General features: G+C 73.0%; 14 protein-coding genes and 1 pseudogene. All 15 read left to right on the top strand.

The window, feature by feature from the left end; all coding sequences use genetic code 11:
- Window positions 1–25 precede the first annotated feature (25 nt).
- The 15 genes and pseudogenes from hisI to E4099_RS07830 all read left to right on the top strand — a co-directional run bounded on the left by hisI (window position 26) and on the right by E4099_RS07830 (window position 17,886).
- Window positions 26–400 carry a phosphoribosyl-AMP cyclohydrolase gene (hisI, locus tag E4099_RS07895; protein ID WP_135338234.1) on the top strand — a complete coding sequence of 125 codons (375 nt, stop codon included), beginning with the start codon at window positions 26–28 and terminating at the stop codon, window positions 398–400.
- Between the two features lie 40 nt (window positions 401–440).
- A complete protein-coding gene (locus tag E4099_RS07890) occupies window positions 441–1,955 on the top strand; it encodes an anthranilate synthase component I (protein WP_135338233.1) in 1,515 nt (504 codons plus the stop codon).
- 139 nt (window positions 1,956–2,094) lie between these two features.
- A complete protein-coding gene (locus E4099_RS07885; RefSeq protein ID WP_135338232.1) occupies window positions 2,095–2,778 on the top strand; it encodes a TIGR02234 family membrane protein in 684 nt (227 codons plus the stop codon).
- 147 nt (window positions 2,779–2,925) lie between these two features.
- Window positions 2,926–3,156, top strand: a complete 231-nt coding sequence (locus E4099_RS07880) for an HGxxPAAW family protein (protein ID WP_135338231.1) — start codon at window positions 2,926–2,928, stop codon at window positions 3,154–3,156.
- 321 nt (window positions 3,157–3,477) lie between these two features.
- Window positions 3,478–3,915, top strand: a complete 438-nt coding sequence (locus E4099_RS07875) for a DUF2752 domain-containing protein (protein WP_135338230.1) — start codon at window positions 3,478–3,480, stop codon at window positions 3,913–3,915.
- Between the two features lie 143 nt (window positions 3,916–4,058).
- Window positions 4,059–4,868: an indole-3-glycerol phosphate synthase TrpC gene (gene trpC, locus E4099_RS07870; RefSeq protein ID WP_135338229.1), complete on the top strand. Its 810-nt coding sequence runs from the start codon at window positions 4,059–4,061 to the stop codon at window positions 4,866–4,868.
- A 7-nt stretch (window positions 4,869–4,875) separates the two neighbouring features.
- Window positions 4,876–5,043, top strand: coding sequence for a tryptophan biosynthesis modulator TrpM (gene trpM, locus E4099_RS35160; protein ID WP_386388721.1), 168 nt, complete (start codon window positions 4,876–4,878; stop codon window positions 5,041–5,043).
- Window positions 5,044–5,202: 159 nt separating this feature from the next.
- The gene (trpB, locus tag E4099_RS07865; protein ID WP_135338228.1) at window positions 5,203–6,438 is read left to right on the top strand and encodes a tryptophan synthase subunit beta; all 1,236 of its coding nucleotides are present in this window, start codon (window positions 5,203–5,205) and stop codon (window positions 6,436–6,438) included.
- A complete protein-coding gene (gene trpA / locus E4099_RS07860) occupies window positions 6,435–7,250 on the top strand; it encodes a tryptophan synthase subunit alpha (protein WP_135338227.1) in 816 nt (271 codons plus the stop codon). The genes trpB and trpA overlap by 4 nt, the downstream gene beginning before the upstream one ends.
- Window positions 7,251–7,443: 193 nt before the next feature.
- On the top strand, window positions 7,444–8,217 hold the full coding sequence (locus E4099_RS07855) for a DsbA family protein (RefSeq protein ID WP_135338226.1): 774 nt from the start codon (window positions 7,444–7,446) through the stop codon (window positions 8,215–8,217).
- Between the two features lie 70 nt (window positions 8,218–8,287).
- Entirely contained in the window at window positions 8,288–9,547 is a 1,260-nt protein-coding gene (lgt, locus tag E4099_RS07850; protein WP_135338225.1) for a prolipoprotein diacylglyceryl transferase, read from the top strand.
- Window positions 9,548–9,857: 310 nt separating this feature from the next.
- Window positions 9,858–10,199: pseudogene (locus E4099_RS07845) on the top strand (alpha/beta hydrolase family protein); the annotation flags it as partial.
- A gap of 506 nt (window positions 10,200–10,705) precedes the next feature.
- Entirely contained in the window at window positions 10,706–11,437 is a 732-nt protein-coding gene (locus E4099_RS07840; RefSeq protein WP_135338224.1) for a VIT1/CCC1 transporter family protein, read from the top strand.
- A gap of 406 nt (window positions 11,438–11,843) precedes the next feature.
- Complete coding sequence (gltB, locus tag E4099_RS07835) at window positions 11,844–16,367, top strand: glutamate synthase large subunit (RefSeq protein ID WP_135338245.1); 4,524 nt, start codon at window positions 11,844–11,846, stop codon at window positions 16,365–16,367.
- Window positions 16,360–17,886, top strand: coding sequence for a glutamate synthase subunit beta (locus tag E4099_RS07830; protein ID WP_135338223.1), 1,527 nt, complete (start codon window positions 16,360–16,362; stop codon window positions 17,884–17,886). The genes gltB and E4099_RS07830 overlap by 8 nt, the downstream gene beginning before the upstream one ends.
- Window positions 17,887–17,999: the final 113 nt, after the last annotated feature.

Here is a 17,999-nt window from a genome sequence, read left to right as displayed (position 1 = left end):
AGTCGGCCGAGGCAGAATGGTCCGCATGACAGGCCCTGACCGCCCCGTACGCCGCTCCCCGCTCGACCCGGCCCTCGCCGCCCGCCTCAAGCGCAACGCCGACGGCCTGATCCCCGCCATCGCCCAGCAGTACGACACCGGCGAGGTGCTGATGCTCGGCTGGATGGACGACGAGGCGCTGCACCGCACGCTCACCACCGGCCGCTGCACCTACTGGAGCCGCAGCCGCCAGGAGTACTGGGTCAAGGGCGACACCTCAGGCCATGTCCAGCAGGTCAAGTCCGTCGCCCTGGACTGCGACGGGGACACCGTCCTGGTCCGGGTCGACCAGACGGGCGCGGCCTGCCACACCGGGGACCGCACCTGCTTCGATGCCGACGAGCTGCCGCTCGGGCAGTAGGCTCCGCGACCTGACGGCGACGACCTGGGGGGAAGCCACCTTGGACCTCGACACCTTCCGCAAGCTGGCGGCCGACCGCCGCGTCATCCCGGTCAGCCGCAGGCTGCTGGCGGACGGCGACACCCCGGTCGGCCTCTACCGCAAACTCACCGCCGAGCGGCCCGGCACCTTCCTGCTGGAGTCGGCGGCCGGGGGCACCTCGCACGCCGGGGGCAGCGGGGGAGGGCGCTCCTGGTCCCGCTACTCCTTCATCGGGGTGCGCAGCGCCGCCACCCTCACCGAGCGCGAGGGCGCCGCCCACTGGCTGGGGAGCCCACCGGTCGGCGTGCCCACCGACGGCGACCCGCTCACCGCGCTGCGGGCCACCGTGGCGGCCCTGCACACCCCGCGCGACCTGGTGGACGGCATGCCGCCGTTCACCGGGGGCATGGTCGGCTACCTCGGCTACGACATCGTGCGCCGGCTGGAGAAGATCGGCGACAGCGGCCGGGACGACCTGGGCCTGCCCGAGCTGACCATGCTGCTCACCTCGGACCTCGCGGTACTCGACCACTGGGACGGCACCGTCCTGCTGATCGCCAACGCCATCAACCACAACGACCTGGAGACCGGGGTCGAGGAGGCGTACGCCGACGCCGTGGCCCGGCTGGACGCGATGGCCGCCGATCTGACCCGCCCGGTGCCCACCGACCCCACCGTGCTGCCGCCCTCCGAGCTGCCGGAGTACACCGCCCGCTGGGGCGGCCCGGACTACCAGGCGGCGGTGGAGGACATCAAGGAGCGCATCCGCGCGGGCGAGGCCTTCCAGGTGGTGCCCTCGCAGCGGTTCGAGACGCCCTGCACGGCGAGCGCCCTGGACGTCTACCGGGTGCTGCGGGCCACCAACCCCAGCCCGTACATGTACCTGTTCCGCTTCGAGGGGTTCGACGTGGTGGGCTCCAGCCCCGAGGCGCTGGTCAAGGTGGAGGACGGGCGCGCCATGGTGCACCCGATCGCCGGCACCCGGCCGCGCGGCGGCACCCCGCAGGAGGACGCGGCGCTCGCCGCCGAACTGCTGGCCGACCCCAAGGAGCGGGCCGAGCACCTGATGCTGGTCGACCTCGGCCGCAACGACCTGGGACGGGTCTGCGAGCCGGGCAGCGTCGAGGTGGTCGACTTCATGTCGATCGAGCACTACAGCCATGTGATGCACATCGTGTCCACGGTGACCGGCCGGCTGGCCGCCGGCCGCACCGCGTTCGACGTGCTCACCGCCTGCTTCCCGGCCGGCACCCTGTCCGGGGCACCCAAGCCGCGCGCCATGCAGATCATCGAGGAGCTGGAGCCCGTCCGGCGCGGGCTGTACGGGGGGTGCGTCGGCTATCTGGACTTCGCCGGCGACTCGGACACCGCCATCGCCATCCGTACCGCGCTGCTGCGCCAGGGGACCGCGTACGTGCAGGCGGGCGCGGGTGTGGTGGCCGACTCCGACCCGGCGGCCGAGGACGCGGAGTGCCGCAACAAGGCCGCGGCGGTGCTGCGGGCGGTGAACACCGCGAACCGACTGGGGCGGTAGTGGTGGGGCCGGCGCCCCGGGTGGAGTGCCCCCAGAAAAGGAATATCATCGTCCGGAAATCCCGTCCGCGTTGGCCTCGGGCGCCGTTGATGGCCGACCCGCCCGCGCTGTCCCTTTCGCGTACGGGATAGTGGTAGGCGTGAGTGCAGCAGCCGTACCCCAGCCACGCGCCCAGTCCCAGCCCTCCGCCGCCACGGAGCGCAACAGCCGGCGCAGTCTCGCCCTAGCCCTGCTGTCCGGCGCGGCCGGCGCCGCGCTGGTGCTTCTGGCCACCAGCCGGACCTGGGCCGAGGGCACCGCCGCGGTCGCCCAGGGAGCGCTTCCGCAGCGCGCCGACGGCGACGACATCACCGGCCTCCCCGGCGCGCTCGCCGTGGTCGGCCTCGCCGCCCTGGTCGCCGTCTTCGCGGTGCGCCGTGCCGGCCGGGTGGTGGTCGCCGGTCTGCTCGCGCTGTGCGGCGCGGGCATCGCCGTCAGCTCGGTGGCCGGCGCCTCCGACACCGGGGCGCTGGAGGACAAGGCGTCCAAGGCCACCGGTCTGGCGGACAGCGCCATCCACGACGTGGCGCACACCGTCTGGCCCTGGGTGGCGCTGGTCGGCGGCGTGCTGCTGCTCCTGGCCGGGCTGCTGGCCCTGGGCTACGGCCGGCACTGGCCCGCCATGTCCGCCCGCTACGAGCGCTCCGGCACCGACCGGCCTCGGGCCCGCCGCGCCGCCCCCGCCGTCGACCCGGACCGGCCCGAGGACCTGTGGAAGGCTCTGGACCGGGGCGAGGACCCCACCGGCGCCGACCGGCACCGGACCGACCGACCCGACGCGTGATCCAACACCCCGACCCCCGCTGAACCGGCGGCGGCCCATCGGGGAGAATGGTCATGAAGCGTTCGCCCCCGCGCCCCGGCGCCGCAGCACCTGGACCATGTCCGGGCGGAGTCACGGGCGGCAGCAGCACAGCAACGAGGAGTACTCATGGCGGGTAGCAACCACGGCCACACCCCGGCGGCCTGGACCGGCGTCATCATCGCCTTCATCGGCTTCATGGTCAGCTCGGCCTTCACCGTGCTGGCGAACCCGGTCGGCTTCATCGCGGGCCTGGTGATCATCGCGATCGGAGCCATCGTGGGCGGCATCATGAGCCTGATGGGCTACGGCCAGCACCCGCGTCGCGGCGCCAAGTCGCAGGCACAGCCGCAGCAGTGAGCTGAGCCGCCCGCTGCGGGCGGCGGCGTGCGCACTCCCTACGGGCCCGGCCACCAGGCCGGGCCCGTACGGCCGTTTCCGAAGGGATTCGTCCTTCCCGGACGGAGACCCGGCCCAACCCGCCGCACGCGTCCGCGTGGGGACGCCGGGGTGGCTCATGGACACGGTGACCGCCCTCCGAGCGCCGGAGTGCGGGGCGCGCACCCGCGCCAGGGGGGTTCATGGCCACGGTGACGTCCCCCGCCTGCCGGAGCGCGCGGCGCGCATCCGCGTCCGGCCGCTCAGGGCGCGCCGTCGGACGCATCAGGGCACACTCGACGGGTGAGCGAGGACACCGCGCCGCCCCCCTCCGGGGCGACCGCCGCGGGGCGGCGGCTGGCCGCGCCGCTGGGCGTGCTCGCCGCGGTGCTGGCGGCCTTCGCCGCGGTGGCCGCGGTCGACCCCAACCGGCCCGGCCACTACCCGGTGTGCCCGCTGCTGCGCCACACCGGCATCCTCTGCCCAGGCTGCGGCGGTCTGCGCGGTGCCCACGCCCTGGCGCACGGCCACCCGCTGACCGCACTGGGCGCCAACGCCCTGGCGTTCGCCGGCTACCTGGCCTTCGCCGCCTTCTGGACCGTATGGCTGCTGCGCTCGGCCACCGGCCGCCCCGCCCCGGCGCCCCGTCTGACCGCGGCGCGCGGCTGGGCGCTGGCCGCCCTGGTGCTGGTCTTCACGGTGGTGCGCAACCTGCCGGCGGGTCGCGCGCTGGCCCCCTGACCGTCCCAGGGAGTGGGACCTCGATCCACCGGATGCGTTAGCTCCGGCCTCAGCCGGATACCATCACAGAATGCGGATGACGTGGTTTCGGCCGCGGTGCCCGCACCACCACACGCCACCCTGTCCGGAAGGGGGCCGCTCGCGTGAGTGTGCTCGACGAGATCATCGACGGAGTCCGTGCCGATCTTGCGGATCGGCAGGCGCGCGTCACCCTCGACGAGCTCAAGGCGCGTGCTGCCAAGGCACCCCAGGCCAAGGACGGGGTCGCCGCGCTCAAGGGTGACAGCGTCAAGGTGATCTGCGAGGTCAAGCGCTCCAGCCCGTCCAAGGGCGCGCTGGCCGCGATCGCCGACCCGGCCGGACTCGCCGCCGACTACGAGGCGGGCGGCGCGGCCGTGATCAGCGTGCTGACCGAGCAGCGCCGCTTCGGCGGCTCCCTGGCGGACCTGGAAGCGGTGCGCGCCAAGGTCGACATCCCGGTGCTGCGCAAGGACTTCATCGTCACCGCCTACCAGCTGTGGGAGGCCCGCGCGCACGGCGCCGACCTCGTGCTGCTGATCGTGGCCGCCCTGGAGCAGCAGGCGCTGGTCTCCCTCATCGAGCGTGCCGAGTCCATCGGGCTGACCCCGCTGGTCGAGGTGCACGACGAGGAGGAGGTGGCCCGGGCGGTGGACGCCGGGGCCAAGATCATCGGGGTCAACGCCCGCAACCTGAAGACCCTCGAAGTGGACCGCAATACCTTCGCCCAGGTCGCGCCGGAGATCCCGGACCACATCGTGAAGGTCGCCGAATCGGGCGTGCGCGGTCCGCACGACCTGATCGCCTACGCCAACGAGGGCGCCGACGCGGTGCTGGTCGGCGAGTCGCTGGTGATCGGCCGCGACCCCAAGGGCGCGGTGGCCGACCTGGTCGCCGCCGGCGCCCACCCCGCGCTGCGGCACGGACGGAGCTGACCGGAGGATGCGGGCGTACGCGCGCTTGGCCCGGGGGTGCCGCCCCCGGGGCTGCCGCGCGCCCGCACGCCGGGTGCGCGGGCGCCGGGTGCGGTACCACATCGGCTGCGAGCCGGGACAGATCAACGGAATGCGATGGCGCGAGGTGGCCGACCACCACGCGCCCCGCGGCTAGGGCCTGAGCCCCTGCCGTCCCTCGGATGCCCCGCCGGCGCCGCCCTGCGCGCGGCGGCGGCCCCGAGCGGCGCGCCGTGCGCGCGTCGGCCGCCGCATACCGTTGACCTCATCAGCACGTGACACCGGGGCGGCACGCCCCGACCGAGGAGTACGTCGGATGTCCTCTGACTTCTTCATCCCGGACCCGGAGGGTCTGGTCCCCAGCGCCGAGGGGTACTTCGGCGCCTTCGGCGGCAAGTTCATCCCCGAGGCGCTGGTCGCCGCGGTGGACCAGGTCGCCGCCGAGTACGAGAAGGCCAAGGCCGACCCCGCCTTCGCCGCCGAACTCGAGGACCTGCTGGTGAACTACACCGGCCGGCCCAGCGCCCTGACCGAGGTGCCCCGCTTCGCCGAGCAGGCGGGCGGCGCCCGGATCTTCCTCAAGCGCGAGGACCTCAACCACACCGGCTCCCACAAGATCAACAACGTGCTCGGGCAGGCCCTGCTCACCAAGCGGATGGGCAAGACCCGGGTGATCGCGGAGACCGGCGCCGGCCAGCACGGCGTGGCCACCGCCACCGCCTGCGCCCTGTTCGGCCTGGAGTGCACCATCTACATGGGCGAGGTGGACACCGAGCGGCAGGCGCTCAACGTCGCCCGGATGCGGATGCTGGGCGCCGAGGTGGTGTCCGTGAAGTCCGGCAGCCGCACCCTCAAGGACGCCATCAACGAGGCGTTCCGCGACTGGGTGGCCAACGTGGACCGCACCCACTACCTGTTCGGCACGGTCGCCGGACCGCACCCCTTCCCCACCCTGGTCCGCGACTTCCACCGGGTCATCGGAGTGGAGGCGCGCCGCCAGATCCTGGAACGCGCCGGACGGCTGCCGGACGCGGCCGTGGCCTGCGTCGGCGGCGGCTCCAACGCCATCGGGCTGTTCCACGCCTTCATCAACGACCGGTCGGTGCGCCTGGTCGGCTGCGAACCGGCCGGCCACGGCGTGGAGACCGGCGAGCACGCGGCCACCCTGAGCGAGGGCCGGCCGGGCATCCTGCACGGCTCGCGCTCGTATGTGCTCCAGGACGAGGACGGCCAGATCACCGAGCCGTACTCGATCTCCGCCGGTCTGGACTACCCGGGCGTCGGCCCCGAGCACGCCTATCTGAAGGACACCGGCCGCGGCGAGTACCGCGCGGTGACCGACGACGCGGCGATGCAGGCGCTGCGGCTGCTCTCCCGCACCGAGGGCATCATCCCGGCGATCGAGAGCGCCCACGCGCTGGCCGGCGCCCTGGAACTGGGGCGCGAGCTGGGCGAGGAAGGCCTGCTGCTGGTCAACCTCTCCGGCCGCGGCGACAAGGACATGGACACCGCCGCCCGCTACTTCGGGCTGTACGACCAGGGGGCGAAGTGAGCGGCAACATCGAACTGCTGGGGACCGTGCTCGCCCGGGCCAAGGACGAGGGGCGCGCCGCGCTCGTCGGCTACCTGCCGGCCGGCTTCCCCACCGTGGACGGCGGGGTACGGGCCATCACCGCGATGCTGGAGGGCGGCTGCGACATCGTCGAGGTCGGCCTGCCGCACAGCGACCCGGTGCTGGACGGCCCGGTGATCCAGACCGCCGACGACATCGCGCTGCGCAACGGCGTGAAGATCGTGGACGTGATCCGCACCGTGCAGGAGGTGCACGCCGCGACCGGCGCCCCGGTGCTCTGCATGACCTACTGGAACCCGGTCGACCGCTACGGCGTGGAGCGTTTCGCCGCGGACCTGGCCGCCGCGGGCGGCGCCGGCTGCATCCTGCCCGACCTGCCGGTCGAGGAGTCCGAGGGCTGGCGGAAGGCGGCCGAGGAGCACGGCCTGGCGACCGTGTTCGTGGTGGCGCCCAGCAGTCGGGACGAGCGGCTCGCCAAGATCACCGCGGCCGGCAGCGGCTTCGTCTACGCCGCCTCCCTGATGGGCGTCACCGGCACCCGTGAGTCGGTCGGCCGAGAGGCCCAGGACCTGGTGCGCCGCACCCGGGCCGGCACCGAGCTGCCGGTCTGCGTGGGACTGGGCGTCTCCAACGCACGGCAGGCGGCCGAGGTCGCCGGGTTCGCCGACGGGGTGATCGTCGGCTCGGCGTTCGTCAAGCGGCTGCTGGACGCCCCGGACCTGGACAGCGGTTTGGCCGGCGTCCGCGAGCTGGCCGCGGACCTCGCCCAGGGCGTACGCGCCCGGGCCTGAGCACCGGTCGAAGACGGGTCGCGATGGGGGTCCCTCCCGGACGAAGTCCGGCCGCCGAGGAACGGGGGAGCCTTCGGTTGAGGGTGGTGGCGGGAGACGGGCGGGCCCGCCCGACCATCCGGGCGACTGCCGATCGAGGGACAGCGGGGCGGGGTGGCGCGATGGCGCCGCTCCGCCCCGTTTGTATGCCCCTGTGAGCCAGCGAAACGGTGAGGGACAGGGCGGCGCCCGGGCACGGCTGCGGGCCCAGCAGCGGCGGGACCGGGCACGGGCCAAGCGCCGGCGCGTCCTCCTGGTGGCGGTGGCCGCGGTGGCCGTACTCGGCGCCGCCGCCGGCATCGGGGTGCTGGTCTCCCACCGCGGGCGCGGGGGCGGCACCGGCCCGGTCGTCGCGCCCGCCGGCGCCACCGGCCCGGACAAGCTGGTGATCCCGGTCGGCCGGGCGGGCGCACCGGCCACCCTGAGCGTCTACGAGGACTTCCGCTGCCCGGCCTGCAAGCAGTTCGAGGACACCTTCCGCGGCACCATCCACGACCTGACCGGCAAGGGCACGATGAAGGCCGAGTACCGCCTGGTCACCATCATCGACGGCAACCTGGGCGGCAGCGGCTCGCTGAACGCCGCCAACGCCGCGGCCTGCGCCCAGGACCTGGGCGGGTTCCCCGCGTACCACGACGTCCTCTACACCCATCAGCCCATCGAGACCGACGACGCCTACGCGGACAAGGACACCCTGATCAAGCTGGCGGGCACGGTGGGCGGACTGGACACCCCGGCCTTCCGGCGCTGCGTCCGGGAAGGGGTGCACAACGGCTGGGTGAGAAAGTCCACCAAGGACTTCTCCAACTCTGGCTTCAACGCCACCCCCACCGTGCTGCTGAACGGCAAGAACGTCTACGCCGACACCAAGCACCCGCTGACCCCCCAGCGGCTGCGCAGCCTGGTCGAGCAGGCGGCCAAGGGCTGAGCTTGTTACTCAGCCGTTGCCCCGATGGGTTGCCGCACCGGCCGCCCGGCAGGGTAGCGTCGGACCTGCCATGGACCTCGCATACATTCCCAGCCCCTCGACCGGCGTGATCGATCTCGGCCCGATCCCGCTGCGCGGCTATGCCTTCTGCATCATCATCGGCGTCTTCCTCGCGGTCTGGCTCGGCGGCCGCCGCTGGGTCGCCCGCGGCGGCCAGGTCGGCACGGTCGCCGACATCGCCGTCTGGGCGGTGCCCTTCGGACTGATCGGAGGCCGGCTCTACCACGTCATCACCGACTACGAGCTGTACTTCGGTGAAGGCCGTGACTGGGTCGACGCCTTCAAGATCTGGCAGGGCGGCCTGGGGATCTGGGGGGCCATCGCGTTGGGCGCGGTGGGCGCCTGGATCGGCTGCCGCCGCCGGGGCATCCCGCTGCCCGCCTACGCGGACGCCATCGCCCCGGGCATCGCCCTCGCGCAGGCGGCCGGCCGCTGGGGCAACTGGTTCAACCAGGAGCTCTACGGCAAGCCGAGCACCCTGCCGTGGGCCCTGAAGATCGACGCGGACAGCGACGCCGGGCACATCGCCGGTACGTACCAGCCGACCTTCCTCTACGAGTCGCTCTGGTGCGTCGGGGTGGCGCTGCTGGTGATCTGGGCCGATCGCCGCTTCACGCTGGGACACGGCCGGGCCTTCGCGCTCTACGTGGCGGCGTACACCGTCGGCCGCTTCTGGGTGGAGGCCCTGCGGGTGGACGACGCCCACCATGTGCTGGGCATGCGGCTCAACAACTGGACCGCGATCCTGGTCTTCCTGGCCGCGGTCGCCTACCTCGTGATCTCCGCCAAGAAGCGTCCGGGCCGCGAGGCCGTGGTCGAACCGGCCGCGCTCGGCGCACCCTCCGACGCGGGAACGCCCTCGGAGGGGAAGGACGCCGGGGCCGAGGCATCCGAGAGCAAGAGCGCGCGGGAGGGCTCCGGGACGTCCGGGTCCAAGGCCCAGTCGGGCGGTGCCAAGGGCGCCGAGGACGGCGGGAAGCCGGTGGGCGAGGCCGGTACGGCGGACGCCTCCGCGCCGGCCGGGACGGACCGCGAGGACGCCGAGGCTGCCGAGCCGACCGAGGCAGCCGCCCCGGCGGACGCCGAGCAGGCGGAGGCGGCCGAGCCCGCGAAGGTCGGGGCGGACGCGGCGGAGGAGCCCGCGAAGGCTGCGAAGGCGGAGGCGGACGCGGCGGAGGAGCCTGCGAAGGCCGAGGCGTTCGAGGCCGCGAAGGCTGAGGAAGACGTGGCGGAGAAGCCGGCGAAGGCCGAGGCCGGCAAGAAGGTCTGACCGACCGCGGCGCCCGCCGCCACTCTCGACGGAAGGCTCCCCCAGACTTCGTCCGGGAGGGACCCCCATCGCGCCACGTGACCGCCGGACCCCATCGGGTCCGGCGGTCTTCGCGTGCCGGGGCCCGGGGCAGCATTGATCGATCTTGCTGGCTAGTGGCTCTTTGAGGGCTGGAGGGCCTGGTCCTGAAGAAGCTGTCGGAGGTCGACTTCGTCCGGCGTGAGGGGATCGTCCGGGCGCCGAGTGCGCTCCGCCGTACCCGCCGCCGTACGCGGCCAGGCGGCGGGTGTCATCGAAGGGCATGCTCCTCATGAGTGCACCTGCTCACCCAGCCCAGACCCTCCACTCGCCCACCCCCGTCCTTTCCGTCGGCCCGGTGGTGCTGCCGGCCCCCGGCCGCGCCGTTGACCTCCAGGTGCGCGTCTCCGCGCCGGTGACCGGGAACGAGCTGCCGGTCGTTCTCCTCTCGCACGGCCTCGGCTTCTCCAACAACCTCTCCTCACTGAACGGCTACGCCCCGCTCGCCGACTTCTGGGCCGCACGGGGCTTCGTCGTGATCCAGCCCACCCACCTTGACTCCAGGACGCTGAACCTGGACCCCGACATCCCCGGGGTCGCCGCGCACTGGCGTACCCGGGCCGAGGACATGAAATCCAAGTAGGCCGGGAAGCCGTCCAGTCGGGCCGGGGCTCACCGGCCCGGCCGGCCGCGCTGTCTTCTTCGCGAAGCGGGGAAAGCCGGACGACGTCCTCGTCCGGGTCGTCGCGGAACTCCTCACCTGCGGGAGGACGCCGGTCGGCCGCACCCCGTGCGCCGGCCGACCGTGCTCACATCTCAGCGCTACCTCCCGTACCGCGACCACTCAGGCCAGGGCCCGGCGGACCTGCCGCTTCCGGACAGGTCGGGGATGGCCGGCTACGGGGGCGGGCCCCGGGGGCTCGGCTTCGAAGCCGCCCCCGGCAGTGTGGTTTGCCTCTCCTGAGTCGCCTGGCACGGGAGTGCGCAGCCGCCCCCGATTTTCCTAGGTCATTTACGTTCTCGCAGGTCAGAGAGGTAAGTTCGGCCTTCCTTGCTGGCGGGGAGGGGTAATTCGCGCGTACCTTCGAAGTCTTGGGTGCGGGCGCCAGGCCTGCCCCGGTGAAGGGAGCACCATCCGCCATGTCCGTCATCGAGACCACCGCGTCGCTGCACGCCGCGCACCGGGACAACCACACCCACCGCGATGTGAACGGTGGCTGGCTGCGTCCCGCGGTCTTCGGTGCGATGGACGGCCTGGTCTCCAACCTGGCCCTGATGACCGGTGTCGCCGGCGGATCCGTGGACCGGCACACGATCGTGATCACCGGGCTCGCGGGACTGGCCGCCGGCGCCTTCTCGATGGCCGCGGGGGAGTACACCTCGGTCGCCTCGCAGCGTGAGCTGGTCCAGGCCGAGCTGGACGTGGAGCGCCGGGAGCTGCGCAAGCACCCCAAGGACGAGCTGCTGGAGCTGGCCGCGCTCTACGAGTCGCGCGGCGTGGAGCCGGAGCTGGCCCGCCAGGTGGCCGAGCAGCTGTCCCGGGACCCGGAGCAGGCGCTGGAGATACACGCCCGCGAGGAGCTCGGCGTGGACCCGGACGACCTGCCCTCGCCCACGGTGGCCGCGGTCTCCTCCTTCGGCTCCTTCGCGCTGGGCGCCATGCTGCCAGTGCTGCCCTACCTGCTGGGGGCCAGCGCGCTGTGGCCCGCGGTGCTGCTGGCGCTGTTCGGGCTGTTCGCCTGCGGCGCGGTGGTGGCCCGGGTGACGGCCCGCTCCTGGTGGTACAGCGGGCTGCGGCAGCTGGCCCTGGGTGGGGCCGCGGCCGGTGTGACCTACGCCCTGGGCACGCTCTTCGGCACCGCCGTGGGCTGACCCGCCCCGGAGGTCCCACCCTCGTGCGGCCGTGCCGTACCGAAACGGGGCCGCCCGGCCCGGAGGGCGGGCCTCACCCGGATGGCCGGCACCGGTGTTACCCGGCGGTTTCAGTTCGTTTACCGCCGGGTATAAGGCCCAGGCGCCTGGGCAGAGCCGCCCGGCCCCCTTCGGCGACGGCGGTAGCCGTTCCGCCTCCTCGCCGCCTCGTGATCGCCCGCCAGGTACTCCGTCCACATAATGAAACGGAGGTTCCGCTTCCAGAGATGCGGGTCATCATGTAAAACAACCGCACCACATTTCGCAGAGGGCCAACGTCGTCCCTCGGCACCCACCAGATGCCATGACGACGACGGGAGAGCCGATGCGCGCTGCGTCCACAGCGTCCTACCCCGCCCGACAGGGGATGTACGACCCGCGCAATGAGCACGACGCCTGCGGCGTGGGGTTCGTGGCGACGCTCACCGGAGAGGCGAGCCACGCGCTCGTGGAGCAGGCCCTCACCGTGCTGCGCAACCTGGAGCACCGCGGCGCCACCGGCTCCGAGCCGGACTCCGGCGACGGCGCGGGCATCCTGGTCCAGGTCCCCGACGCCTTCCTGCGCGAGACCGCCGGTTTCCCCCTGCCCGAGGCCGGGGCCTACGCGGTGGGCATCGCCTTCCTGCCCCAGGACGAGCGGGAGCGCGCCGCGGCCACCGCCCGGATCGAGGAGACCGCTGCCGAGGAGGGCCTGACCGTCCTCGGCTGGCGAGAGGTCCCGATCGCCCCCGAACTGCTGGGCAACGGCGCCCGGGCCACCATGCCCGCCTTCGCCCAGCTGTTCGTCGCGGACGGGGCCAGCCGCGGGCTGGAACTGGACCGCAAGGCGTTCGTGCTGCGCAAGCGCGCCGAGCGGGAGGCCGGGGTGTACTTCCCCTCGCTGTCCGCCCGGACCATCGTCTACAAGGGCATGCTCACCACCGGGCAGCTGGAGCCCTTCTTCCCGGACCTGTCCGACCGCCGGTTCGCCACCGCCATCGCGCTGGTCCACTCGCGCTTCTCCACCAACACCTTCCCCAGCTGGCCGCTGGCCCACCCGTACCGCTTCGTGGCGCACAACGGCGAGATCAACACCGTCCAGGGCAACCGCAACTGGATGCGCGCCCGGGAGTCCCGGCTGGCCACCGAGGCCTTCGGCCCGGGGGCGCTGGAGCGGATCTTCCCGGTCTGCACCCCCGGCGCCTCCGACTCCGCCAGCTTCGACGAGGTGCTGGAGCTGCTCCACCTCGGCGGGCGCTCGCTGCCGCACAGCGTGCTGATGATGGTCCCCGAGGCGTGGGAGAACCACACCTCCATGGACCCGGACCGCCGTGCCTTCTACCGGTACCACGCCACGATGATGGAGCCCTGGGACGGCCCGGCCTGCGTCGCCTTCACCGACGGCACCCAGGTCGGCGCGGTGCTGGACCGCAACGGCCTGCGCCCCGGCCGCTACTGGGTCACCGACGAGGGCCTGGTGGTGCTCTCCTCCGAGGTCGGCGTGCTGGACATCGACCCCGCCAGGGTGGTCCGCAAGGGCCGGCTCCAGCCGGGCCGGATGTTCCTGGTCGACACCGCCGAGCGGCGCATCATCGAGGACGAGGAGATCAAGGCCGCGCTCGCCGCCGAACAGCCGTACCGCGACTGGCTGGACAGCGGCCTGATCGAGCTGGCGGACCTCCCCGAGCGGGAGCACATCGTGCACACCCACGCCTCGGTCACCCGCCGCCAGCAGACCTTCGGCTACACCGAGGAGGAACTGCGCGTCATCCTGGCGCCGATGGCCCGCACCGGGGCCGAGCCGATCGGCTCGATGGGCACCGACACCCCGATCGCCGCGCTCTCCGCGCGCCCGCGGCTGCTGTTCGACTACTTCACCCAGCTGTTCGCGCAGGTCACCAACCCGCCGCTGGACGCCATCCGGGAAGAGCTGGTCACCTCGCTGGTCTCCGCGCTGGGCCCGCAGGGCAACCTCCTCGCCCCCACCCCGGCCTCCTGCCGCAGCGTCACCCTGCCCTTCCCGGTCATCGACAACGACGAGCTGGCCAAGCTCATCCACATCAACGCCGACGGCGACCTGCCGGGGCTGAAGGCCGCCACCCTCTCCGGCCTCTACCGGGTCGGCGGCGGCGGGCCGGCGCTGGCCGCCCGGCTGGCCGAGATCTGCGCCGAGGCGGACGCCGCCATCGAGGACGGCGCCCGGCTGATCGTGCTCTCCGACCGGCACGCGGACGCCGAACACGCCCCCATCCCCTCGCTGCTGCTCACCGCCGCCGTCCACCACCACCTCATCCGCACCAAGCAGCGCACCCATGTCGGGCTGCTGGTCGAGGCCGGCGACGTCCGCGAGGTGCACCATGTCGCGCTGCTCATCGGCTACGGCGCCGGCGCCGTCAACCCGTACCTGGCCATGGAGTCGGTGGAGGACCTGGTCCGGGCCGGCACCTACTTCCAGGACCTCCCGGACCTCGACGCCGAGCAGGCCATCCGCAACCTGATCCGCGCCCTGGGCAAGGGCGTGCTCAAGGTGATGTCGAAGATGGGCATCTCCACCGTGGCCTCCTACCGCGGCGCCCAGGTCTTCGAGGCCATCGGCCTGGACGAGTCCTTCGTGGACGCCTACTTCCACGGCACCGCCACCAAGATCGGCGGCGCCGGCCTGGACGTGATCGCCCGCGAGGTCGCCGAGCGGCACGCCAAGGCGTACCCGGCCACCGGAGTGCCCTCCGCGCACCGGGCGCTGGAGATCGGCGGCGAGTACCAGTGGCGCCGCGAGGGCGAGCCGCACCTGTTCGACCCGGAGACCGTCTTCCGGCTCCAGCACGCGACCCGCACCCGCCGGTACGACATCTTCCAGCAGTACACCCAGCGGGTGAACGAGCAGTCCGAACGCCTGATGACGCTGCGCGGCCTGTTCGGGTTCAGGAGCGACCGGCCGGCGATCCCGCTGGAGGAGGTCGAGCCGGTCTCCGAGATCGTCAGGCGCTTCTCCACCGGCGCCATGTCGTACGGCTCCATCTCCCAGGAGGCGCACGAGACGCTGGCCATCGCCATGAACCAGCTGGGCGGCAAGTCCAACACCGGCGAGGGCGGCGAGGACCCGGAGCGGCTGCACGACCCCGCCCGCCGATCCGCCATCAAGCAGGTCGCCTCCGGCCGCTTCGGCGTCACCAGCGAGTACCTGGTCAACGCCGACGACATCCAGATCAAGATGGCCCAGGGCGCCAAGCCCGGCGAGGGCGGCCAGCTGCCCGGCCACAAGGTCTACCCCTGGGTCGCCAGGACCCGGCACTCCACCCCCGGGGTGGGACTGATCTCCCCGCCGCCGCACCACGACATCTACTCCATCGAGGACCTCGCCCAGCTGATCCACGACCTGAAGAACGCCAACCCGCGGGCCCGCGTCCACGTCAAGCTGGTCTCCGAGGTCGGCGTGGGCACCGTGGCCGCCGGCGTCTCCAAGGCGCACGCCGACGTGGTGCTGATCTCCGGCCATGACGGCGGAACCGGCGCCTCCCCGCTCACCTCGCTCAAGCACGCGGGCGGCCCCTGGGAGCTGGGCCTGGCCGAGACCCAGCAGACCCTGCTGCTCAACGGGCTGCGCGACCGCATCGTGGTGCAGACCGACGGCCAGCTGAAGACCGGCCGCGACGTGGTCATCGCCGCGCTGCTGGGCGCCGAGGAGTTCGGCTTCGCCACCGCGCCGCTGGTGGTCTCCGGCTGCGTGATGATGCGGGTGTGCCACCTGGACACCTGCCCGGTCGGCATCGCCACCCAGAACCCGGTGCTGCGCGAACGGTTCGCCGGCAAGGCCGAGTTCGTGGTCAACTTCTTCGAGTTCATCGCCGAGGAGGTCCGCGAACTCCTGGCCGAGCTCGGATTCCGCACCCTCCAGGAGGCCGTCGGCCACGCCGAGGTCCTCGACGTCCACCGGGCGGTGGACCACTGGAAGGCGCAGGGCCTGGACCTCGCCCCGCTGCTGCACGTCCCGGCCCTGCCCGAGGGCGCCGTCCGCCACCAGGCCGTCGCCCAGGACCACGGCCTGGAGAAGGCACTGGACAACGAGCTGATCGAGCTGGCGGCGGACGCGCTGACCGCGGACGGCCCCGAGGCCGCCCAGCCGGTCCGCGCCCAGGTCGCCATCCGCAACATCAACCGCACCGTGGGCACCATGCTCGGCCACCAGGTGACCCGGAGGTTCGGCGGCGCCGGACTGCCGGACGACACCATCGACATCACCTTCACCGGGTCGGCCGGCCAGTCCTTCGGCGCCTTCGTGCCGCGGGGCATCACCCTGCGGCTGGAGGGCGACGCCAACGACTACGTCGGCAAGGGCCTGTCCGGCGGCCGGATCGTGGTCCGCCCGGACCGCGCGGCCTCCCACCTCGCCGAGTACTCCACCATCGCCGGCAACACCCTGGCGTACGGGGCGACCGGCGGCGAGATGTTCCTGCGCGGCCGGGTCGGCGAGCGGTTCTGCGTCCGCAACTCGGGCGCCACCGTGGTCTCCGAGGGCGTGGGCGACCACGGCTGCGAGTACATGACCGGCGGCCGGGCGGTCGTCCTAGGCGAGATCGGCCGCAACTTCGCGGCCGGTATGTCGGGCGGCGTCGCGTACGTCATCGACCTCGACCGCGACCAGGTCAACCCCGGCAACCTGGGGGCCGTCGAGGCCCTCGACGACGCCGACCGGGAGTGGCTGCACGATGCCGTGCGCCGCCACCACCAGGAGACCGGCTCCACCGTGGCGCAGGCCCTGCTGGCGGACTGGGAGGCCGCCGCGGCCCGCTTCAGCAAGATCATCCCCACCCAGTACAAGGCCGTACTCGCCGCCAAGGACGCCGCCGAGCGCGCCGGACTCTCCGAGTCCGAGACCACCGAGAAGATGATGGAGGCGGCGAACCATGGCTGACCCCAAGGGCTTCCTGACCACCGACCGCGAGGTCGCCCCGACCCGCCCGGTGACCGAGCGCGTCAAGGACTGGCGAGAGGTCCCCGTCCCTGGCGCACTGCTGCCGATCATCAGCAAGCAGGCCGGCCGCTGCATGGACTGCGGCATCCCGTTCTGCCACAACGGCTGCCCGCTGGGGAACCTCATCCCCGAGTGGAACGACTACGCCTACCGCGAGGACTGGCGGGAAGCCGGCGAGCGGCTGCACGCCACCAACAACTTCCCGGAGTTCACCGGACGGCTGTGCCCGGCGCCCTGCGAGTCCGCCTGCGTACTGGGCGTCAACCAGACCCCGGTGACCATCAAGAACGTCGAGGTCAGCATCATCGACAAGGCGTGGGAGTCCGGGGACGTCATCCCCCGGCCGCCGGAGCGGCTGTCCGGCAAGACCGTCGCCGTCATCGGCTCGGGACCGGCCGGACTGGCCGCCGCCCAGCAGTTGACCCGCGCCGGGCACACCGTGGCGGTGTACGAGCGCGCCGACCGCGTCGGCGGCCTGCTGCGCTACGGCATCCCCGCGTTCAAGATGGAGAAGCGCCACATCAACCGCCGCATCGAGCAGATGCGCGCGGAGGGCACCAAGTTCCGCACCGGAGTGGAGGTCGGCCGGGACATCGACGCCGCCGCGCTGCGCAGGCGGTACGACGCGGTGGTCATCGCGGCCGGCGCCACCACCGCCCGCGACCTGCCGGTGCCCGGACGCGAGCTGAACGGCGTCGTCCAGGCGATGGAGTACCTGCCGCTCGCCAACAAGGTGCAGGAGGGCGACTACGTCACCCCGCCGATCACCGCCGAGGGCAAGCACGTGGTGGTCATCGGCGGCGGCGACACCGGCGCGGACTGCGTGGGCACCGCGCACCGCCAGGGCGCGGCCTCGGTCACCCAGCTGGAGATCATGCCGCGGCCGGGCGAGGAGCGGGCCGCGCACCAGCCCTGGCCGACCTTCCCGATGCTCTACAAGGTCACCTCCGCGCACCAGGAGACCATCGAACTGGCGCGGCTGCGCGCCGGCGGCGATCCTGCGCCGGGTTCCTCGCCGGCGGGGGGCGAGGAGGGGCGGATCTACTCCGTCTCCACCACCCACTTCGAGGGCGACGAGGCCGGGAACGTGCGGTTCCTGCACCTGGTCGAGGTCGAGTTCACGGACGGCAGGCTGGAGCGGAAGCCGGGTACCGAACGCCGCATCCCGGCCGACCTGGTCACCCTGGCCATGGGCTTCACCGGCACCGACCAGGAGAACGGCCTGGTGCGCCAGTTCGGGGTGGAGCTGGACGAGCGGGGCAACATCGCCCGGGACGAGGACTTCGCCACCACCGTGGACGGCGTCTTCGTGGCCGGCGACGCCGGACGCGGCCAGTCGCTGATCGTGTGGGCCATCGCGGAGGGGCGCTCCGCGGCTCGCGCGGTGGACCGGTACCTGACCGGCACCAGCACCCTGCCCGCCCCGATCCGCCCCACCGATCGGGCGCTGACGGTCTAGCGCCGCGGCCCCCACCCGGGCCGCACCCGAGCACGGCACACGGCGCCCGCTCTCCACCCGGAGGGCGGGCGCCGTGCCGTGCCGCGTGAACCGGGGCGGCGCCGGGGGAGCGG

The sequence above is a fragment of the Streptomyces palmae genome (assembly GCF_004684805.1).
Classification (GTDB): Bacteria; Actinomycetota; Actinomycetes; order Streptomycetales; family Streptomycetaceae; genus Streptomyces; species Streptomyces palmae.
Note: the sequence above shows the minus strand (reverse complement) of the source record. Positions and strands in the feature narration are given on the sequence as shown.